General features: G+C 72.8%; 17 protein-coding genes. 7 read left to right on the forward strand and 10 right to left on the reverse strand.

Annotation, left to right across the window (positions count from 1 at the left end; all coding sequences use genetic code 11):
• Nucleotides 1–7: 7 nt before the first annotated feature.
• From ABD352_RS21635 to ABD352_RS21650, 4 genes are read right to left on the reverse strand one after another with little or no spacing between them, the layout of a single operon-like run.
• Entirely contained in the window at nt 8–757 is a 750-nt protein-coding gene (locus tag ABD352_RS21635) for a hypothetical protein (protein ID WP_344614254.1), read from the reverse strand.
• Nucleotides 754–1317 (reverse strand): riboflavin biosynthesis intermediates N-glycosidase, encoded by a 564-nt coding sequence (ybiA, locus tag ABD352_RS21640; RefSeq protein ID WP_344614255.1) that lies wholly within the window; start codon nt 1315–1317, stop codon nt 754–756. Before ybiA ends, ABD352_RS21635 begins: the two co-directional genes overlap by 4 nt.
• Before the next feature lie 30 nt (nt 1318–1347).
• Nucleotides 1348–2502, reverse strand: coding sequence for a sensor histidine kinase (locus ABD352_RS21645; protein WP_344614256.1), 1155 nt, complete (start codon nt 2500–2502; stop codon nt 1348–1350).
• A complete protein-coding gene (locus ABD352_RS21650; RefSeq protein ID WP_344614257.1) occupies nt 2499–3155 on the reverse strand; it encodes a response regulator transcription factor in 657 nt (218 codons plus the stop codon). Before ABD352_RS21650 ends, ABD352_RS21645 begins: the two co-directional genes overlap by 4 nt.
• A 129-nt stretch (nt 3156–3284) precedes the next feature.
• On the opposite strand from ABD352_RS21650, the gene ABD352_RS21655 reads away from it, so the two are divergent.
• From ABD352_RS21655 to ABD352_RS21670, 4 genes are read left to right on the forward strand one after another with little or no spacing between them, the layout of a single operon-like run.
• The gene (locus ABD352_RS21655) at nt 3285–3866 is read left to right on the forward strand and encodes a hypothetical protein (RefSeq protein WP_344614258.1); all 582 of its coding nucleotides are present in this window, start codon (nt 3285–3287) and stop codon (nt 3864–3866) included.
• A complete protein-coding gene (locus ABD352_RS21660; RefSeq protein ID WP_344614259.1) occupies nt 3863–4930 on the forward strand; it encodes a peptidoglycan-binding protein in 1068 nt (355 codons plus the stop codon). The genes ABD352_RS21655 and ABD352_RS21660 overlap by 4 nt, the downstream gene beginning before the upstream one ends.
• Complete coding sequence (locus ABD352_RS21665; RefSeq protein ID WP_344614260.1) at nt 4927–5628, forward strand: ABC transporter ATP-binding protein; 702 nt, start codon at nt 4927–4929, stop codon at nt 5626–5628. Before ABD352_RS21660 ends, ABD352_RS21665 begins: the two co-directional genes overlap by 4 nt.
• The gene (locus ABD352_RS21670; protein WP_344614261.1) at nt 5588–6790 is read left to right on the forward strand and encodes an ABC transporter permease; all 1203 of its coding nucleotides are present in this window, start codon (nt 5588–5590) and stop codon (nt 6788–6790) included. The genes ABD352_RS21665 and ABD352_RS21670 overlap by 41 nt, the downstream gene beginning before the upstream one ends.
• 10 nt (nt 6791–6800) lie before the next feature.
• Here ABD352_RS21670 and ABD352_RS21675 read toward each other — a convergent pair whose 3' ends face one another.
• Nucleotides 6801–8072, reverse strand: a complete 1272-nt coding sequence (locus tag ABD352_RS21675) for a DUF1254 domain-containing protein (protein WP_344614262.1) — start codon at nt 8070–8072, stop codon at nt 6801–6803.
• Nucleotides 8073–8416: 344 nt separating this feature from the next.
• Nucleotides 8417–10696, reverse strand: coding sequence for an ATP-dependent helicase HrpB (hrpB, locus tag ABD352_RS21680; RefSeq protein ID WP_344614263.1), 2280 nt, complete (start codon nt 10694–10696; stop codon nt 8417–8419).
• Between the two features lie 279 nt (nt 10697–10975).
• On the opposite strand from hrpB, the gene ABD352_RS21685 reads away from it, so the two are divergent.
• Complete coding sequence (locus ABD352_RS21685) at nt 10976–11773, forward strand: Fpg/Nei family DNA glycosylase (RefSeq protein WP_344614264.1); 798 nt, start codon at nt 10976–10978, stop codon at nt 11771–11773.
• 850 nt (nt 11774–12623) lie between these two features.
• Nucleotides 12624–13202, forward strand: a complete 579-nt coding sequence (locus ABD352_RS21690; RefSeq protein ID WP_344614265.1) for a hypothetical protein — start codon at nt 12624–12626, stop codon at nt 13200–13202.
• 42 nt (nt 13203–13244) lie between these two features.
• On the opposite strand, the gene ABD352_RS21695 is transcribed toward ABD352_RS21690, so the two are convergent.
• Nucleotides 13245–13499 (reverse strand): hypothetical protein, encoded by a 255-nt coding sequence (locus ABD352_RS21695; protein ID WP_344614266.1) that lies wholly within the window; start codon nt 13497–13499, stop codon nt 13245–13247.
• Nucleotides 13500–14030: 531 nt separating this feature from the next.
• On the opposite strand from ABD352_RS21695, the gene ABD352_RS21700 reads away from it, so the two are divergent.
• Complete coding sequence (locus ABD352_RS21700; RefSeq protein WP_344614267.1) at nt 14031–15011, forward strand: DUF2804 domain-containing protein; 981 nt, start codon at nt 14031–14033, stop codon at nt 15009–15011.
• Here the strand turns inward: ABD352_RS21700 and ABD352_RS21705 are convergent.
• From ABD352_RS21705 to ABD352_RS21715, 3 genes are all read right to left on the reverse strand, one after another.
• Nucleotides 14996–16753, reverse strand: a complete 1758-nt coding sequence (locus tag ABD352_RS21705) for a glycoside hydrolase family 2 protein (protein ID WP_344614268.1) — start codon at nt 16751–16753, stop codon at nt 14996–14998. The genes ABD352_RS21700 and ABD352_RS21705 overlap by 16 nt on opposite strands.
• Nucleotides 16750–18078 (reverse strand): MFS transporter, encoded by a 1329-nt coding sequence (locus ABD352_RS21710; protein ID WP_344614269.1) that lies wholly within the window; start codon nt 18076–18078, stop codon nt 16750–16752. Before ABD352_RS21710 ends, ABD352_RS21705 begins: the two co-directional genes overlap by 4 nt.
• A 200-nt stretch (nt 18079–18278) precedes the next feature.
• A complete protein-coding gene (locus ABD352_RS21715; protein WP_344614270.1) occupies nt 18279–20153 on the reverse strand; it encodes an Hsp70 family protein in 1875 nt (624 codons plus the stop codon).
• Nucleotides 20154–21016: the final 863 nt, after the last annotated feature.

Below are 21016 nucleotides of genomic sequence, written 5' to 3' on the forward strand. Positions count from 1 at the left end.
CCGGCAACTACAGACCCATCGCGGCGAGGACACGGCGGGTGGTCTCGGCGATCGGACGGAGTACCGCGTAGCGGACCCATCTGGCCGCCGGGACCACCATCGTCCGCCAGACCCACGACACCGGGATGGCGACGAGGTACCGCCACAGCAGCACGACGGAGTGGTTCCACGCCCACGCGACCGCCTTCGCCACCGGGACGATCAGGTACCGCCCGATGAAGACGAACATGTACGCGATCGCCTTCGCCACCGGGACGATCAGGTACCGGCCGGCGAAGACGAACACGTAACCGACCGCGAGCCCCAGCGGGCGCAGCACGAAGCGGTACACCTGCCGCATGCCCCAGCCGACGGCCCGGGACACCTCGAGCAGCACGCGGCCGAGCAGCCGCCAGAACGGGCCCAGGGCGCGCACGAACCACACCAGGCCGTCCCACAGGGCGCCGAACACCGGCGCCAGCACCCGCGTCGCGAACCAGGCCAGCGGGCGCCAGAAGACGTGGACCGCCAGGAAGCGGATCGGCACCCACAGCAGGTAGTACAGGACGAAGCGGATCGGCACCCACAGGCCGTAGTACAGGACCGGGCGCAGGACGTACCGCCACAGCGGCAGCCCGACGTACCGCCACAGGAAACGCGAGACGAGGACCAGCAGCTCCCAGGCCAGCTTGAACGGCACCACGAAGATGACCGCCAGGACCCGGATCGGCCAGGCCACCCACGCCGGCAGCGGCTCGACCTCGTCGCGCCGGCTCACGAGGCGCCGGCCAGTTCGTAGCGGGCCCGCATGAGCGCGAAGCCGAGCAGGTTGAGGCCGCGCCAGCGGACCGGCTCGTCGGCCGACGCGTCGCCGGCGGCCAGGCCGATGCCCCAGACCCGGTCGAGCGGGCTCGCCTCGACGAGCACCCGGTCGCCGGTGCCGAGCAGGAAGTCGCGCAGGTCGTCGCGGGCCGAGAACTTGGCGAGGCTGCCGGCGACCACGACGGCGAACCGCTCGCGGACCCAGGTCTCCTCGTCGAAGCCGGAGATCTGGCGGCCGAGGGCCTTGGCCTGGTTCGGGTGCGTGGCCGCGAGGATGCGGGCGGCCAACGCCTCGTCGCCGAAGAGCCGGGCCTTGCGCCACATCATGTAGTGCTCCGCCGAGGCGAAGCGCTCGCCGTCGGCCTCGAACTCGACCGGCCACCACTGGCTCAGGCAGCTCGGCCCGAGCGAGCCGTCGCGGCGCTCGTGGTGACCCCAGAAGAACAGATATTTGACGCGTACCCCGGACTCGAGGACGCGGATCAACTCGCGTGTGGAGGTGGGTGGTGCTGACATGCCCCGAGTGTGCCGGATCACCGCGCGAAGCTATGTCGGATTTTCGCTGCTCTGGGAGGCGGTGGGCAGGATCACGGTGACGGTCAGGCCGCCGCCGTCGCGGGGGTCCGCGAACACCTTGCCGCCGTGGGCCAGCGCGACGGCCCGCACGATCGACAGCCCCAGGCCGGCGCCGGCCGACGCAGAGCGCTCCGGGCCGTGCCTGCGGAAGGGTTCGAAGAGCTCCGGGATGTCGTACCGCGGGACGAGCGGCCCGGTGTTGCTGACGCTCACGAAGACCCCGTCGGGCCGGGTCCCGCTCTCCACCCGCACCCAGCCCCCCGAGGGCAGGTTGTGCCGCACCCCGTTCTCCACCAGGTTGTGCACGAGCCGTTCGAGCAGCACCGCGTTGCCCGTCGCCGGGGCCTCCTCGGCCACCGTCGACACCTGTACCGCGCCCGCCGGCACCTGGGCGGCCACGTGCGCCACCACGTCGGCGAGGTCCACATAGGACCGATCGGCGACCGCGCGCTCGGAGCGGGCGAGCAGCAGCAGCCCGTCGATGAGCCGCTCGTGCCGGGCGTTGACGGCCAGCAGCGTCTGGCCCAGCTGGCGTAGTTCCGGCGAGGCGTCGGCCGCGTCGGTGGTGACCTCCAGCAGGGTGCGGTTGAGCGTCAGCGGGGTGCGCAGCTCGTGCGAGGCGTTGGCGATGAACCGGCGCTGCACGTCGAAGGACTTGTCCAGCCGGGCGATCATCAGGTCGAACGTGTCGGCCAGCTCCTTCACCTCGTCGTACGGGCCCTCCAGGGCGATCCGCTCGTGCAGCCCGCGGTCGGGGGCGCCGGCGATGCGCCGGGCCGTCTCGGTGACCCGGTGCAGCGGCTGCAGCAGGCGCCCGGCGATCAGCCAGCTGAAGGCGAGCCCGATGATCACGACGACGGCGAGCGCGATCCCGCCCTGGGCGAACAGCGCCTGCCTCGCGCTGTTGGTCACCTCGCCCTGGATCTCGTTGACCATCGTCTCGCCGGACGTGCCGGGCGTGAACCCCGGCGGCTCCCCGCCGTTGACGCGGTTGCCGATGAACAGCTGGTTGCCCAGGCGCTGGGAGAACAGCAGGTAGGTGATGCCGAGCACGAGCAGGCCGCCGGCGAGGAGCATCCCGCCGTACACCAGCGTCAGCCGCGCCCGGATGGTCATCTTCTTCATGCGATGCGGTACCCCACTCCCGGCTCGGTCAGCACCACCGCCGGGTCGCCGAGCTTGCGCCGCAGCTTCAGGATCGTCATGCGCACGGTGTGCGTGAACGGGTCGGCGTGCTCGTCCCACGCCTTCTCCAGCAGCTGCTCGGCCGAGACCGCGGCGCCCGCGGCCCGCAGCAGCTCGGCCAGCACGGCGAACTCCTTGCGCGACAGCGGGACGTAGCGGCCGTCGCGGAAGACCTCCCGGCGGTGCGGGTCGAGGCGGATCCCGGCCCGCTCCAGCACCGGCGGGGCGGCCGGGCGGGCCCGCCGCCCGAGCGCGGCCACGCGGGCGGCCAGCTCGCGGAACGCGAACGGCTTGGGCAGGTAGTCGTCGGCGCCGAGGGCCAGCCCGGCCACCCGGTCGTCGACGTCGGCCGCCGCGGTGAGCATGAGCACCCGGGCCGCCGCCTCGCGCCGGGTCAGCTCGCGGCACACGTCGTCGCCGTGCACGACCGGCAGGTCCCGGTCGAGCACCACGACGTCGTAGTCGTTCACGGCGAGCCGCTCCAGGGCGGCGGCGCCGTCGTAGACGACGTCGACCGCGTGCGCGTCGCGGCGCAGTCCCTGCGCGACGGTCTCGGCCAGCAGCCGCTCGTCCTCGACCACCAGAATCCGCATGACTCCATGGTCCCGCGTCCCGGCGTCAACGCGGCGTCAACGTTCGCGGTTACGGCCCGGTGACGCGCCCCCGGCTTGACTGCGGTGCGGCGGCCGGCGAAGGCCCGGCCGCGGCTTTGGAGGTTCACCATGCGTGCTGTGCTGCTCGCCCTCCTGCTCGTGCTGCCCCTGGCGGGCTGCGCGCGCGGCGGCGACGGCGACACCGGCGTGGCGACGGCGGGCACCGGCAAGGCGGAGCCCAGCGCGAGCGCCACCACCCGGGCGTCACACGACCCGAAGGACGACCAGGAACAGATGCTCCAGTACGCGCAATGCATGCGCGACCACGGGGTCCCGATGAACGACCCGCAGTTCGAGGGCGGGGGCATCAGCATCACCATCCCCGAGGGCACGGACAAGGCGAAGGTCGACGCGGCCAACGCCGAGTGCAAGCGGTACATGCCCAACGGCGGTGAGCCGCCCAAGCTCGACCCCGCCCAGCAGGAGAAGCTGCGCAAGTTCGCGCAGTGCATGCGCGAGCACGGGATCGTCAACTTCCCGGACCCGAGCGAGGAGGGCGGGCTGATGATCGACAGCGACAAGCTCGGCGTCGACCCGCAGAGCCAGCAGTTCAAGGACGCCGAGAAGGCCTGCGACGAGTACCGCCCGAAGCCCCCCGGCGGCGGCGACGGCGGGGAGCAGCAGCACACCGAGGCCGGGGCGCCGGCATGAGCGATCGCAGAAGGCGCGGGCGGGCCGGGCGGGTGGTGTTCGGCGTCGCCGCGGTGGCCGTGGCCGGCGCGGCGGCGGTCGCCGGCTTCGGCCTGCCGGACCGCGACGGCAGCGCCGCCACCCACTCGGCGCCGCCGCCGAAGACCGCGAAGGTGACGAGGCAGACGCTCGTCGACGGTCAGAACGAGGACGGCCAGCTCGGCCACGGCGACGCCCGCACGCTCACCGGCCGCGGCCAGGGCACGCTCACCGAGCTGCCCGCCGTAGGCGCCACCGTCCAGCGGGGACAGGCGATCTACCGCGTCGACAACGCCCCGGTGGTACTGCTCTTCGGCGCCCTGCCGTCGTATCGCAACCTGACCACCGGCGACGAGGGCCCGGACGTGCGGCAGCTGGAGGAGAACCTGGCGGCGCTGGGGTACACCGGGTTCACCGTCGACGAGAAGTACTCGGCGTCGACCGCCGCCGCGGTGAGGAAGTGGCAGGGCGACCTCGGCCTGACCAAGACCGGGTCGGTCGAGTCGGGCCGGGTCTTCTACGCGGCCGGGCCGGTGCGGGTCGGCGAGCACAAGTCCGAGGTCGGCGACCCGGCCGGGACGGCGGTGCTGACCTACACCAACACCGCGCCCGTGGTCACCGTCGACCTCGACGTGGCCGACGCCCGGCTGGCCAAGACCGGCAGCGCGGTCACCGTCAAGCTGCCCGACGGGCGCAGCGTGCCGGCCAAGATCGCGCTGGTGCAGACGGTCATCCAGCCGGCCTCCGGGAACGGCCCGGCGGCGACGAAGTACCGGGCGACGATCGGGCCGGACGACCCCAAGGCGTTCGACGGGCTCGACCAGATGACGGTCACCGTCGGCTTCACCGCTGGGAAGAAGGAGAACGTCCTCGCCGTACCGGTGCAGGCGCTTCTGGCTCTTGCCGAAGGCGGCTACGGGGTCCAGGTCGTCGAGAACGGCGCCACGCGCGTCGTCGCCGTCGAGCTCGGCCTGTTCGCGTCGGGCAAGGTGGAGGTCAGCGGCGACGGGATCGCCGACGGCACGGTCGTCGGGATGCCGGGATGAGCGCGGTCGTGGAGCTGGAGAGCGTGCGCAAGGAGTACCCCGGCGGCGTGGTCGCGGTCCGCGACGTCAGCCTCGCCGTCGAGGCCGGCGAGTTCGTGGCCGTCGTCGGGCCCTCGGGCTCGGGCAAGAGCACGATGCTGAACCTCATCGGCACGCTGGACCGCCCGTCGTCCGGCGCCGTGCGCATCGACGGGCACGCGGTGGGCGGCCTGCGCGACCGGCAGCTGTCGGCGCTGCGGGCGCGGCGGATCGGCTTCGTCTTCCAGCAGTTCCACCTGGCACCGGGCCAGCCGGCGCTGGACAACGTCGCCGACGGGCTGCTCTACGCCGGGGCCTCCCGCGCGCAGCGGCGCCGCCGGGCCGAGGACGCGCTCGTGCGGGTGGGCCTGGCCGACCGGCTCGACCACCTGCCGCACGAGCTCTCCGGCGGGGAGAAGCAGCGGGTGGCCATCGCCCGCGCGGTCGTGGGCGAGCCGGCCATCCTGCTGGCCGACGAGCCGACGGGGAACCTGGACTCCGCGTCCGGGGCCGGCGTCATGCAGCTGCTGGCCGAGCTGCACCACGGCGGCACCACGATCCTCGTCATCACCCACGACCGGCAGATCGCGGAGAGCCTGCCGCGCCGGGTGAGCATGCGCGACGGGGAGGTGGTCTCGGATGACGGCGTTGTTGCAACCCGCGCGGCTGTACCCCGGTGACGTGGTCCGGGTCGGCGGGGCCGGCCTGCGCACCCGCCCGATGCGGGCGTTCCTGTCGGCGCTGGGCATCGCGATCGGCATCGCCGCGATGACCGCCGTGGTCGGCATCTCGTCGTCGAGCCGGGCCGAGCTGGACCGGCAGCTGGCGGCGCTGGGCACCAACATGCTCACCGTCGCGCCCGGCAACGACATCTTCGGCGAGGACGCCACCCTGCCGGACGAGTCGGTCGAGATGATCTCGCGGATCGGCCCGGTCACCCAGGTGGCGGCGGTCGGCAAGGTGTCCGGCGCGCACGTGTACCGCAGCGACCGGATCCCGGCCGGCCAGACCAACGCCATCTCGCTGCGCGCCGCCCAGCTCGGCCTGCCCGCCACGGTCGGGGCGAGGCTGGCCGGCGGCGTGTGGCTCAACGCGGCCACCGAGCGGTACCCGGCGGTCGTGCTGGGCGCGGCCGCGGCCCGGCGGCTGGGCGTGAGCACCGCCGGCGATGGCGTGCAGGTGTACATCCACCAGCGCTGGTTCGCCGTCGTCGGCATCCTCGACGACGTGCCGCTCGCCCCCGAGCTGGACTCCTCGGCCCTCATCGGCTGGGACGCGGCGAAGACGTACGTCGGCTTCGACGGGCACCCGACCACGGTCTACACCCGCTCGAAGGACGCGTCGGTGGAGGCGGTCCGGGCCGTGCTGGCCGCCACGGCCAACCCGCAGAACCCCGGCCAGGTGAAGGTGTCCCGCCCGTCGGACGCGCTCGCCGCCCGCCAGGCCACCGACAGGACGTTCACCGGGCTGCTGCTCGGCCTGGGCGCGGTGGCCCTGCTGGTCGGCGGCGTCGGCGTGGCCAACACCATGGTCATCTCGGTGCTGGAGCGGCGGGCCGAGATCGGCCTTCGCCGGGCCCTGGGCGCCACCCGGGGCCAGATCCTGGTGCAGTTCCTCGCCGAGTCGCTGCTGCTCTCCGCGCTCGGCGGGGTGGGCGGGGTGACCACCGGCATCGCGGTGACCGCTCTGTACGCCTCCGTGCGGGACTGGCCCACCGTCGTGCCGGCCTGGGCGACGGCCGGCGGGGTCGCGGCCACGCTGGTCATCGGCGCGATCGCCGGCCTCTACCCCGCCGTGCGGGCGGCGCGCCTGGCCCCCACGGAGGCGCTGGCCGCTCCGTAGGCCGGCCGTCCTAGACGGGGACCAGCGGTGGCAGGGTGTACTCGCCCCGGAGCAGCTCGTCGGCCGGCTCGTAGATCCGCAGGACCGGGTGGAACTCGCCCGGCGGGGACGGCAGCCAGTTCGACCGGGCCTCCGGGGCGGGCTCCTCGTGCTGGACGAGGATCGTCACCGCGCCGTCCGGGTCGGCCCGCAGGCCCTCGGAGCCGGCGCCGATCGAGTGCCGCTCCAGCCGGTTGGGGACCAGGTGGGACGTCCGGGCGTCGTACATGGTCAGCGACCATCCGGCGGCGGACGGCGGCGGCGGGTCCAGGCGCAGCGTGTACGCGTGGGCGCCGGTCAGGCGCCGGCCGTCGCGATCCTTGTGGACGGTGGGGTACACGGCCTCGTAGGCGTGATGCCCCCACAGCCGGGTGCGGGCCGCGACCGCGCGGGTGCGGTGGGCGGCCTCGCGGTCCGGGATCGTCCACTGTGGAGCATCGAACGTGCCGAGCTCGAAGTAGTCCAGGTTGTAGTCGAACGCGTGCAGGTCGTTGGTCCACCCGTTCACCAGCGCGGCGTGGTCCGTGGTGGCCGCCTCCTCCAGCGCCTCCCGGCCGCGGTCGAGTCCCTCGCGCAGCGCCGCGCGCGTCTCGCGGGGGAGGGTGGGGTACGGCGAGTTGCCCCCGTCGAACAGCCCCAGCGGGGCGAACCGGCGCTGGTAGCGCCGCTCGGCCGGGGAGGGCGGGAACGCCGACAGGCTGCGTCGCAGCGTCTCCAGGAAGGACAGCTCGTCGGGGACGCCGGACTGGGGGTGGGGCAGGCCGTCCAGCGGCACCTGCGGGTACATCCGCTCGACGGTCAGCGCGTCCTGCAGGGCCGTCACGCCGGGGCCGGTCCGGAAGCGGGCGATCAGCGTGGCGATCATCGTGGGCACCCGGATGATGTCGGCCGCGGGGGCCTCGCGGCCGGCCCAGCCCGGCGGCACGAGCAGATACTCGCGCTCCTCGTCGGGGGTGGTGCGGCTGCCGACGTAGGCGAAGTTGTCGGTCCAGGCGTCGACGAACTGGACCACGTGATAGCGCCCGCCGGTCTCGGGGATGCGCAGCCACATCGGGCCGCCGGACAGGTCGAGCTGGGCGACGGAGTACAGCAGGTCGGGATTGGCGTTGGGCGTGTCCGGCACGCTGCGTTGGTGCGCGAACGCGTTGAAGACGTTCGCGGTGTCGACGGCGTGCAGGTCCTGCAGCAGGGGATAGCCGTAGCCGTACGCCTCGGCGGCCAGCGTGGGCAGGTCGTCTCTCATAGGCAGCCTCCCTCGTCCTGCCTCCAGCGTCCGGGCCGGGCGGGGCGCGATCGGGTGAGGGCGCGGGTGACTCGGACTGCTTGCTCGCTCCGCTCGCGGTGGGGGAGCTTCGCTCCACCCACGCCCCCTCAACACCTGCGCCGACTCATTCGCGGGCATTCGTGGAGCGAGTCCTCGTCACCCCTGCGCGTCTCCATTCTCCGGCAAGGAGCAGGTCGTCGCCCAGGCGGTGGCGGCGAGCCCGGACGACCTGGACGAGCGGATCGACCGGATTCTCGGAGAGTGGACGGGCCGGCCCGTCCGGTCGCGGTGGACGGGCGTGCGGGTCGCAGGGCTCCGTGCGGCTATTTGCGGGGGTTGGCCCGGCGGGTCGGGGTCGCGGCGGACGGGTCCTCGGGCCACGGGTGGCGGGGGTAGCGGCCGCGCAGTTCGGCCCGGACCTGGAGGTAGCCGGTGCGCCAGAAGGAGGCGAGATCGCGGGTGACCGCCACCGGGCGGCCGGCGGGGGAGAGCAGGTGCAGCAGGACCGGGCGGCCGGCGACCTCCGGCGTGCGTTCGAGGCCGAACATCTCCTGCACCTTCACCGCCAGCACCGGGCCCTCGGGGTCGGCGTAGTCGAGCCGGACGGCCGAGCCGCTGGGCACCGCGAGCCGCTCGGGGGCGAGCCGGTCGAGGTCCTTCGCCGCCGGCCACGGCAGCCGGGCCTGCAGCGCGGTGTGCACGTCGGTGCCGTCCGCCATCACCTCGATGAGGGGCTCGTCGCTCACGTCGGGCCAGGGCACGCCGATCGCCCGGTGCAGGAAGTCGAGCCGGTGGCGCAGCGCCGTCCAGGGCACGCCCTCCTTGCGCAGCCGCTCCCGGCGCGCCCGCGCGGCCAGCTCGGCCGGCGCGGCGCCGACCTGCCTGCTGGCGAGCACGATGGCGCCGAGGCGCTCCACGCGCAGTACACCTGCGGCGGTGGCTTCGTCCACAGTGGACAGCAGCGCGGCGCCGGCCTCCCGGGCGATGTCCTCGTCGATCGCCGCGGCCAGCCGGATGCGGGCGTTGACCCGGCCGGCGGGGCGGTCCGCGGCGGCGATCGCCAGCCACGGGTGGCCCTGCAGCGGCGAGCCGGGCGCCAGGTCGGCCTCGGTGCCCCCGGCCATCAGGTAGGCGTCGCGGCGGCGCCGGGCGATGCGCTCCGGGTACGCCAGCCCCGCGATGATGCCGGCCGCGCGGTCGGCACTCGTCTCCTTCTCGACGGGGTTCTCGATCATGCGGTACAGCAGGCGGGCCTCTTGCCGCCAGCGGTCGGTGGTCCGCCGTACCGCCGCGATGTCATCCGTGGCGAAGGAGTCCTCGGCCAGGACCGCCACCACCTCGGCCGCGTTGCGGGCGCCCACGATCGGCGCCCCGTCCAGCAGCGCCCGGGCCAGCCGCGGGTGGGCGCCGACCCGCGCGATGCGCCGCCCGCGCTCGGTCGCCCGCCCGTCCTCGCCGATCGCCCCGAGCGCCAGCAGCGTCCTCGTGGCGACGCTCATCGCGGCCTCGGGCGGCGCGTCGGGCAGCGCGAGGCCGCGCCCGCCGGGGCTGCCCCAGCAGGCCAGGGCAAGCGCGAAGCCGGTGAGCTCGGCGGTGCGCACCTCGGGCTCGGGGTGCGCCGGAAGCCGCTCGTCGTCGGCGGGGGACCAGCACTTGTACACCACGCCGGGCCCCTCCCGGGCCGCCCGCCCGGCCCGCTGCGCCGCGCCCGCGCGCGAGACCCGCACGGTGGCCAGCGAGCCGAGGCCGCGGGCGAGGTCGATGCGCGGCACGCGGGCCAGGCCGGAGTCGACCACGACCCGCACGCCGGGGACGGTCAGGCTGCTCTCGGCCACGGCGGTGGCCACGATCACGCGGCGGGTCTTCCCCTCGGTGAGCGCCTGGTCCTGGGCCGCGGCCGGAAGCCTTCCGTGGAGGGGGACGGTGGGGATCTCGGGGATGCTCCGGCGTACGCCCTCGATCTCCTTCACCCCCGGTACGAACACGAGAATGTCGTGCTCGGTCTCGCGCCACGCCTGCCTCGTGGTCCGGGCGACGTGCTCGACGATGTCCCGGCCGCCCGCCGGAGCCCAGCGCACGTCGATGGGGAAGAGCGGGCTGTCGGTGGTGATGGTCGTGGCCTGGAGAAGCTTGGCGTCGGGGGTCGCGGTGGCGGCCAAGAGACCCAGGTCCGGGCGCAGGGCCTCGCGCGCCTCGATCAGGAACGCGGTGGCCAAATCGGTGTCGAGGTGCCGCTCGTGACACTCGTCGATCATCACGGCGCCCACGCCGGGCAGCTCCGGGTCGGCCAGCAGGCGCTGCACGAGCAGGCCGGTGGTGACCACCTCGACCCTCGTCCTGGGCCCGACCTTGCGGTCGCCGCGCACGGAGTACCCGACGCTCTCGCCCACCCGCTCGCCGCGCAACTGGGCCATCCGCTGGGCGGCGGCCCGGGCCGCGATCCGCCGCGGCTCGGCGACCAGGACCCGCTGATCGAGCCCGTCGGCCAGGGCGGTCGGCACGAGCGTGGTCTTGCCGGTGCCGGGCGGCGCGACGAGCACGGCCGCCTTCCCGTGCCTGACGGCCGCGACGACCTGGTCGAGCACGGCGACGACGGGCAGCATCCCGGTGAGGTTACCCTGGCCCTCAGGCTGCCCGGCTTGCCCTGGCCCTCAGGTTGCCTTTGGGTTGGCCCGGCCCGCAGGCGGCCTGGCTTGCCCTCGCCCTCAGTCTGCCTTTGGGTTGGCCTGGCCCGCAGGCGGCCTGGCTTGCACCGCCCTCAGTCTGCCTTTGGCTCGCCCTCGCCCTCAGGCTGCCTTTGGGCTGGCCTGGCCCGCACAGGCGGCCCGGTTTGGCCTCGTCCTGAGGCGGCTCGGCTTGGCCCTCGGGTTAGCCTGGCCTGCGTGCCCGAACTGCCGGAGGTCGAGTCCGCCCGCGCCGTCCTCGAGCGGCATGCGCTGCGGCGGCGGATCGTCGACGTCGACGACGCCGACACGTGGGTTTGCCGGCCGCACGCCCCCGGCGACATCCGCGCGGCGCTGACCGGCCTGACGCTGACGTCGGCGAACCGGCGCGGCAAGTCCCTCTGGTGCGACACCTCCGGCCCGACGCTCGGCATCCACCTCGGCATGTCGGGGCGCATCGTGTTCGCCTCCTCGGACGAGGGCGAGGTGGACGGCGGCGACTACTGGGAGCGCGGGCGGGCCCAGGGCGACCACCGGTTCACGCGCTTCGCCCTCGGCTTCGCCGACGGCACCCGGCTGCTGCTCATCGACCCGCGGCGGCTCGGCCGGGTGCGGCTGGACCCACCGGTGGAGCGGCTCGGCCCCGATGCGCTGGACATCACGCCCGCCCAGTTCCGGGCCGCGCTGTCCCGCGGCACCGCGCCGGTGAAGGCCCGGCTGCTCGACCAGGAGGCGCTCGCCGGCGTTGGGAACCTCCTCGCCGACGAGACGCTCTGGCTGGCCAAGGTGCACCCCGCCCGGCCGGTGGACGAGCTGACCAAGGCCGAGGTGGGCCGGCTGCACCGCGGCCTGCGCACCGCGCTGTCAACGGCGCTGTCCGGCGGCGGCGTGCACACCCTGCGAGTGGTCTCGGCCCGCCGGTCCAGCGGCGTTTGCCCCCGCTGCGGCGCCCCGATGCACCGGGGCACGGTCGGCGGCCGCACGACGTGGTGGTGCTCCCGGGAGCAGGCCGCCTAGGACCGTCTCGGCTACGACGCGCGCATCTCGTGCGTCGTACGCGTCGGGGTGGGGCAGGTCGCCGAGCAGTGCCCCGGAGTCGCGGTGCGCGTCGGGGTGGAGCAGGTCGCTGAGCAGTGTCCCGGAGCCGCGGTGCGAGTTGTGGCGCGCGTCGGGGTGGAGCAGGTCGCTCAGCACCGCCCCGGCTCCGTCTTGCGCGTCGGGGTGGAGCCACCGCAGTAGGTCCAGCGGGCGGCGTGCCGGCCGGTCGGGGTTCTCCGCCGAGCTCACCGCCAGGAGACAATGCGCGCCGCCGGGGATGCGCTGCCCGTCCAGCATGACCGCCTGCGTCGTGCGACGCGTCCAGGAGATCGTGGCGGGCCGCGGGCTCGGGTCCAGCGCGCGAACGGCGCACTGGAACAGGGCCTCGACCAGGGCGTCGATCTCTTCCGGCGGCACCCGCTCGTGGCCGAGCCCGCGCCAGAACAGCATTTCGTCGCGGACCGTGCCCCGGATCACCCGCTCGACGTCCGTGACGCGCTCGCCCCACATGAGCCGGGCGTGAGCGGCGCTGCTCGGCCAGACCAGCCCGAGCAGCGCCCGGGCCCGCGGATGGATCGGCACCGGTGGCCCGTCGTCCACGAAGCTGTCCTGGTCGCACAGCACCTGCGCGACCAGGACGTCCCCAAAGATGACCCAAGGCTGATTCGAACGCATGTTCGAACCCTATCAGCTCACCCGCCCCTCGCGGCGCCCCGATGCGTAGTGAGCCGCCGGGTACCTGGCGTCGCGCCGGCACTGCGCCAGCCGATCTTGACGGGCGGTCAGCGACGGCGAACAGGAGACGCCCCCAATCGGTACAGTCCCGCAGATGAAGCTTTGGCGCACGCTGGCGCAGGCTCCATTGCTGTGGTCGCTGCGAGCCGCGTCGGCGTCGCTCCCTGTCTTCGTGGTGGGCTTGGCGCTCTTCGTCGTGCTGGGTATATACGACCTGCAGCACTGGGACGCCGTGACGGCACAGTCGTATGCCACCTACACCATCGACGACCACGGCGCCGGTTTCGCCATTGCCTGGCTCATGGAAGCCGCTGCCGTGCTGTTGGCGGGCATCACGATCGCCGTACTGGTCTACCTGACGGCCGGGATGTTGCGCAGAAACCACAGTGCCTGGCGCGCCAGCTGCGTGCTGATGTCTATCTACCTGCTGGGGTGCGCGCTGCTGCTCCCCGACTGGATTCGGGGAAGCGACGGGCCCGATACGACCGGCACTGCCATTACGGTCACACACGACCGGACAACGCCTGTCTGGGTACGCGCCGTCGACGGCTGGTCCCATTACCTGATTCTCGGCGGCGCTGCGGTGACGCTCATCTTGCTGTTGCTGCCCGCTACCCGGCGTGCGTTCAAGCAGGGAAGCGAGCAAAGACTGGCCGAGCCGTCCGCCGCTTGACGCGAATCGGCTCGCGGATTCGGGCTACCGCGCTAGGCCGAGCTAGGCGGCGGCGCCGGCGAGCGAGGTCAGCGCGCGGGCGCACTGCTCGCGTGCCCACTGGATGCGGTCGAGCGCCGTTTCGGGATGGTCGCCGAACTCTTGCGCGGCCCGGGCGTAGCACTCGTCCGGCCCGAGCCGGTCGAGCGTGCGGTCAACGGTCTCGCGGATCGTGGCGTCGTCGAGGTCGCAGGACTTGGGGGCGTCGGAGACGAACAGTGCCATGCACAGCACCGGGTCAACGGGGCGGGTCGTCATGGTCGGTCACCTGTTCAACGGGAGGGTGTGGGGCGTTGACTCCACGTTCCCTCGCACCGGTGAGGGACCACCTCGGCGCCAGCGGCATTCTCCGGATGCGGGTTTCCCGACCCGCTGATACCTGCTGGCCCTCACGCCGGTCTCAACTCGGATCACCCTTCTCGTGGGCGGCGTGGGCAGCGGAGCGTGGGGCGGCGGTGACGCCCAGTCTGCCGTCCGGCCCCGAGCGGCAGGATGGCGATGCGCATGAACGCCAGCACGCAGCCCGGCGCGTGGACCGCCGCGATGCCGATCACGGTTGGCCAGAGGTTCCGACGAGAAGCAACGCAGGAGCCGCTCTATCTCGCGGGCATGGCCCATCAGCCTCGGCATCAATGGGACAGGAGCGGGAGGCTAAAGGACACGTTTGCGATCGAGACAGTTGCCGTGTCTGGTTCGCCGCAATGCCTGGGGCTGCGTGCGAATGCAAGGCGCAAACAGCGGGTCAGCACGATGCCGGATTGCGCGCCGGGCGGCCGTTACGCTTCCCGGGTGACGCACGAGAAGGAGATCGTCGAGCCGGTCGACCTGTGCCTGCCGAACGGGCGGCTCAACCCCGCGGCGGTCGGCTGGACCCGCCGGCCGCTGCACCGGGCGAACCTGCGCGGCTGGGGGAGGACCAAGCGCTGGGAGTACTGGGGGATCGTCACGCCCGCCCACATCATCGGCCTCGTCGCGTCGTCGCTGGACTACGCCGGCGTGCACGCCGTCTACGTGCTCGACCGCGCCACGAAGGTCGAGCTCAACAAGGACGTGGTGGTCCCCTTCGCCCGTGGTGCCGTACTGCCGCCCGTGAGCGGCGCGGGCACCGCGAGCGTGCGCGGAGCCGGCCTGTCGATCGACATCGACCAGACCCCCGAGGGCAGCACGATCCGGGCCGCCGCGCCGGGCGTCGAGATCGACCTCGTCGTGCCGCTGCCGCCCGGCCATGAGTCGCTCGGCGTCGTGGTCCCGTGGAGCGCGCGCCGGTTCCAGTACACGGTCAAGGACGTCGGACGCCCGGTGCGCGGCTCGCTGCGGGTGAACGACACGACGCACACCGTGGCCGAGGAGGACTCGTTCGCCGTGCTCGACCACGGCCGGGGCAAATGGCCGTACGCGATCCGGTGGAACTGGGCCGCCGGCAGCGGGCCGGGCGTGTCGATCCAGCTCGGTGGCAAATGGACCGACGGCACCGGCTCGACCGAGAACGCGCTCTTCGTCGGCGGGCGGCTGCACAAGCTCGGCGCCGAACTGCGGTGGAGCTACGACCGCCGCGACTGGCTGCGGCCGTGGCGGATCAGCGGTGATCGGGTCGAGGTGGAGTTCCATCCGTTCCACGAGAAGATCGCGCGCACGAACCTCGGCATCGTGGCCAACGAGACCCACCAGTGCTTCGGGCACTTCTCCGGCTGGGCCCAGGCGGACGACGGCGAACGGGTGAGCCTGGACGGCCTGGTCGGATGGGCGGAGGAGGCTCACAACCGCTGGTAGCGCAGCCGGGCGTTGACCTGCCGGACCACCTCCTCGGGGAGTTTGACCACCCGGCGGTCGTAGGTGAGCAGGCCGTTGAGCTCGTCCTCCACATCGGACAGTTGCGTGTAGACGGTCGCGCTCAGCCCGGCCGGGATCGCGGGTACGATCTGCTCCGTGTGCAGCCGCGCAAAGGCCTCGCCCAGCTCCTCGGCGCTCCGGTATCGCCGGTAGCCGAAGTCCTTGTGGCTGAAGGCATGCCCGTCGACGCGCAGGTTGTAGCCGCCGTACTCCGACAGCACCAGCACCCGCTGGTCGCCGCGCCGCCGTGGCACCCGGAACCGGCGGAAGTAGACGTGCAGGCTTCTGAGGTCGCCGCCGCGCTGGTCGTGCCACCCGCTGGCGTGGTCGACCGTGCGGGTGGGGTCGAGCTCGGCGACGTCGCGGGCGATCCGGGCCGCGTCGAACTGCCCCCAGCCCTCGTTGAAGGGCACCCACACGGCGAGGCTCACCACGTTGCGCAGGTGCTCGACGGTGTCGCGCAGCTCGGCCCGGAACTGGGCCCGCCCGCCGGCGTCGGCGCGGCCGAACCAGCGCCGCCGCCGGCCCCGGTCGCGCAGCCTCAGCGGCGTGACCGCCGGCGCGGTGACGACCAGCGGGTGGTAGCTGCTGCCACCGTTGACCATGTCCTGCCAGACCAGCATTCCCAGCCGGTCGCAGTGGTAGTACCAGCGCAACGGCTCGACCTTGATGTGCTTGCGCAGCATGGTGAACCCGAGCCGCTTCATGGTGGCGATGTCGGTGACCATCGCCTCGTCGGAGGGCGCGGTGTACATGCCGTCCGACCAGTACCCCTGGTCGAGAATCCCGGCGTGGAAGTACGGCCGGCCGTTGAGCAGCAGCCGGGGCACGCCGTCCCCGTCCGGTCCGACCCCGAACGAGCGCATGCCGAAGTAGCTGCGGACCCGGTCCGCGCCCAGCTCGGCGGTCACGTCGTACAGGAACGGATCCTCGGGGCTCCATCGCCGTACCCGCGGGATCGGGACGCGCACGGCTACGCCGACGGGCGCGGTGGCCTCGGCGACCGAGACCCCGTCGGCCAGGATCCGGATGCCGGCGTCGTCGGAGGTCGCCGTCGCGTGCACCGTTACCTCGACGCAGCCCTCGTCGAGGAGCGGGGTCAGGGTGAGATGTCGCATGTGGACGGCGGGCACGCACTCGGCCCACACCGTCTGCCAGATCCCGGATTGAGCGGTGTACCAGATGCCGCCGCGCCGCAGCCGCTGCTTGCCGCGGGAGTGATGGCCGGTGTCGCTTTCGTCCTGGACCGACACGACCAGGACGTTGGCGTCCTCGCGGAGCGCGTCGGTGACGTCGCAGGCGAACGGCAGATACCCGCCGGTGTGGCCGCCGACCCGGACCCCGTTCAGGTACACCTGGCAGGTCTGGTCGACCGCGCCGAAGTGCAGCAGCAGGCGCGATCCGGCCGCGTGGAAGCCCTCGGGCAGCGTCAGCGGGCGGCGGTACCACAGCGTCTCGCCGGGCATCAGCTGGCGCCCGACGCCGGAGAGCGCGGACTCGGGTGAGAACGGCACGAGGATCTCGCCGTCGTAGCGCTCGGGCTCCGCGGCGGAACCGGTGATCGCGTACTCCCACCGGCCGTTGAGGTTGAGATAGCTGTCCCGGGCGAACTGCGGGCGCGGGTACTCGGGCAGGACACGCTCCGTGTCGAGCGCGGCACCCCACGGGGTCAGCAGCGTCATGCCTGCGCCCTCCGCTCCCACCGCCGCAGCGCCACGGCCGGCACCGCGATGAGGACCAGCACGGCCAGCGCCATGAGGAAGATGGCCGGCGTCGGGACCTGCTTGACCACGCCGAGGTCCTCGTAGACCTCGCCGGCGTTGGTGATCACGGTGGCGCCGAGGTAGGGGCCGATGAGCATCGGGATGAGGATGGCGAAGACCATCCGCAGTCCCTGGACATGGCCGGCCCGGTCCGGCGGCGAGTAGTCGCGCACGATCGCGCCGATCGGGGCGAGGACGAGCATGAAGCCCGACATCATCACGATCCCGGCGGCGATCACGGGAACCATGCCGCGGGCGAAGAACATCAGCGCCAGGCCGGCGCCGTAGACCACGGCCGCCGGCAGCAGGAAGGGCAGCTTGCCGACGCGGTCGATGAGCCGCCCGCTGACCACGCTGATCGTCGACGCCGTGATCAGGACGACGGTGAGGACGATGGCGTACCCCTCGATCCTCAGGTACCGCTGCAGGTAGATGATCAGGTACGGCAGGAACACCTGCGTGGAGATCCCCCAGATCGACCAGGCCGCCAGGGCGAGGTACAACCCAGGGTTGGCCCGCATCGCGGCCGGGCGCAGACCGTAGACGACGGCACGCAGATACCCGCCCTCGTGCCGGACGAGTGACGGACTGTCTTGGACCAGGAACCAGGCCAGCGCCCCGGCCACGGCCATGATCGCGCCGATGATCACGAAGAACAGCTGCCAGTCCCCGGCGCGGGCCAGCCCGTCGAATCCGCCGAAGATCACCAGCATCGAGACCAGCGGCATGATCGCGAGCACCGACTCGACGCGGCCGCGGTTGGCGGGCTTGGTCACGTCGGTGACCCAGGCCTGGAAGGCCGCGTCGTTGGCCCCGGAGCCGAGGAAGGACATCAGGCAGTCGAGTGTGATCACCGCGATCGCCGTGACGAGCACGACGTTCGCGGCGGGCGCGATGTCCCGCACGACGCCCACGGTCAGGAATCCGAACGCGGCGGTGGAGACGCCCCACAGCAGGTACCCGCCGGCGATGAACGACCTGCGCCGGCCGGTCCGGTCGGAGAGGGCGCCCAGCAGCAGGGTGGCGACCGTGGCCGTCACCGCGCTGGCGGCGACCATCGTGGCGATCGCGTTCGGATCGTCGGTGATGGTGTCGTACACGAACAGGTTCAGGTAGATGTTCTCGACGGTCCAGGCCATTTGCCCGACAAGTCCGAGAACGACCAGAGCGGTCCAGATGCGGAGGCGCAGGCCGGTCGGGCCAGCCGACGTGGCAGGGGCAAGCACATTCCGGGGTGTGGACATGACGGCCTCCTTCGGCGGATCAGAACATGATCCACCCGCCCGGCTGTCGATGGGTCCGGGGCCGTCCAGCCCGCGTGAGCCATGGCCGCGGCGTCCGCGGCGGCCGGCGTGCCGTGTCAGTCGGCGCGGAAGCCGTCGATCACACGTCGATCACACATTCGGGCTGTCGTCTGCCGGTCGTGTCGATCCCGCCGGAGACGTCAGGCGCTGGCGGTGCGGTAGGCGCTGCAGTTGGACTTCGCGCCGGAGCTGTTCAGCAGGCAGACCCTGAAGGTGATCTGCACGCCCTCCGCCATGTTCATGTTGTGGTCCACGCACGTACCGCTACCGCCCTTGTTCACCGCCTCGTTGTTCTGGGCCGGGACATCGGTCCGGGTGTACTGGGCGACCGCGCCGTAGCTGTCGGAGCTCTCATCGCAGACGTACAGATGTTCACCGTTGGCGACGAAGTATGCCTTGGCGGCGCAGCCATTGGGCGTGCAAACGGTCGGCGGGGCGGGCGATGCGGCGGTCGTCTTCGCGGCGGACGGTCGCGGCGTCGTCGACGCCGTCGCCGTCGCCGACGGCGCCCGGGTGGGGGTCGCCGGTTGGGCCTTGTCGGAGCCTGGCTGCGGTGCGGGATGCATACTGCCTGCGCTCTCCGCGGCGAGTGACTCGGCGGCCGCGGTGGGCGTCGTCGCGTGGGCGAGCGTGTCGGCACCGCCGTGCGACCGGTCGCGGGTGCCGGCGTACGCGGCGCCCGCCGCGACGATGACCGCGGCGGCGATCGCGCCGGCGAGGATCAGCCTTCGGCGGCGCGGCTTGCGGAACCGGCCCTCCGGCGTGGCGGTCGGTATGTCCGAGGCGAGCAGCCCAGCGCCGGGCGCCGCCGGGGGCGTGGGGCCGGCTGGCACCGGCGCCGGCGGGGCTGCCGCCGGGAGACCCCGGCTGGCGCCGACCGGCGTGTCGAGTTCCGCGGCGCGCAGGTCCGCTGGCGGTGGGGCGACAGGCGCCGCGGTGGGTGCGGGCGCGGCGGCGGTACGGAGGGCACCCTCGGCGACCACCAACTCGGGCTGGTCCTGGACGGTCGGGGGCCGGCCGATGGCCTGGTGCAGCAACGTGGCCACGAGCGGGGTACGAGAGGCGCCGCCCACCAAGAAGATCCCGGCCAGGTTGCTGGCGCGCAGCCCGGCCCGGCGCAGCATCTCAACGGTCTGGTCGACGGTGAGGCTGAGGATGGGCTCGGCGGCGCGCTCGAACTGCTCGCGGGTGATGTGCGACGAGCGCTCCAGCAGGGGTACCGCGACGGCGGCGACAGGGCGCCGGGACAGGCTCTCCTTGGCCAGCCGGGCCGACTCCCAGAGAGTACGAAAGTGCCGCCGGTCGACCGCTGTGGACGGTCCGCGCAGCCGCGCCCAGGCCGCGGGGTCGATGCCCTCGACCTCCCGGGCGACCAGGTCGACCATCACCGCGTCAAGGTCCACGCCGCCCAGGTCGGGCACGCCGTCGCTGCCGAGGATCTCGAAGCCATCGCCGATTCGGCGCACCACGGAGACGTCGAACGTGCCGCCGCCGAGGTCGTAGATGACCGCCGATGCCCCGTCCGGGATCGGCGTGCCTGCCATGGCGAGGAAGTACGCGGCCGCCGCGATCGGCTCGGCGACCATCATCGGCGCGGCGAACCCGGCGGCCTGGGCAGCGTCCCGCAGTTTTGCCCGGCGCGTGGGGCCCCACCCGGCAGGGTGGGTGAGCACGACCTGGTCCGGCGGCTGCCCGGCCACACGGGTGGCCTCCTCGCGCACGCGATGCAGGGTCGCCGCGATCAGGTCGGCGACCCGGACCTGCCGGTCGCCGAGCAGGACCTCCCCGGCGTCGATCTGCCGCTTGGGGTGCCATTCGAGCCGGCCCGGATCCAGTTGCGCCGCCATGGCGGCGTCCGGGCCCACCAGATAGTGGCCGGCCGGGTCGGCGTACACGGCGGAGGAGAGCAGCGGCGAGTCGCCGAAGACCAGCGTCCGGGTACGGCCGTCCGGCCAGCCGAGCACCGCGACCGTGTGCGAGGAGCCGTAGTCGATTGCGAGTCGCCAGCCAGTCACGGCGAAGATCGTAAACTAGTTGTCGCAGGCCGGGGGCCCGCCCGCACCGAGGTCGGCAGAGTCGCGGCCCCGTCGCCGTGACTCGCCACGAGAGGTCCCGCTATGCGCGCGGGGCCAGGCGGCCACGCCGCCAGGCCGCGAAGCAGGGAGGGGCGCCGGTTCGATCACGTACGCCGCGTAGGACTTGAGACCTGCAACCCGCAGATGAAGAGGCACGATCCCGGTCTCGGCCAGGGGTCGGTATGCCTGCCTGCTTGTCTGGTCGTCGTTGTAGTCGATGGCCTTCGTGCGGCGCCGTTGCTGTCGTTCTGGGCCCGGACGCTTTACGTCCACACCGGCAGAGGCCGTGCCGGTGCGGCCTCATGACCGCTCAAGCCTTGGACTCGGAAGACTTCCACTCGCAAAAGAACCTTGAGGGGGTTCAGGTGGGGCGAAGCTCCCCGGGCGCGCAGCGAAGCCGACGTTCGCCTTTAGCGGACGTAGGGAATGCCGTTGCTTACGGTTCGAGCGCTTTAACGCACAGTCCCGACGACCCGCCCACCGTCGGCTCCCAATGAGAGCTGGCCGCAGATTGTGAGCGGGTTCGGGTGGAGGCGAAGCCTCCCCCGGTGCGAGCGAAGCGAGCTAGAAGTACCGTACGCCGCGTAGGACTTGAACCTACAACCCGCAGATTAAGAGGCACGATCGCGGCAGTGGTTGAGCGGTCGGCGCGCTGGCTTGTGTGTCTGGCTGCGGTCGAGATCGATGGTCCCTGTGCCGGGGCGGTTGCTGTCGTCGTTGCTGTCGCTCGACCCTCCACCAAGGGAGTCGCGGCGATAAGGTTCGATGCAGTCGGTCCCGTTGCGCCATAACGGTTTTAAGCC

Origin of the sequence: Dactylosporangium salmoneum (assembly GCF_039532525.1) — a bacterium.
GTDB lineage: Bacteria > Actinomycetota > Actinomycetes > Mycobacteriales > Micromonosporaceae > Dactylosporangium > Dactylosporangium salmoneum.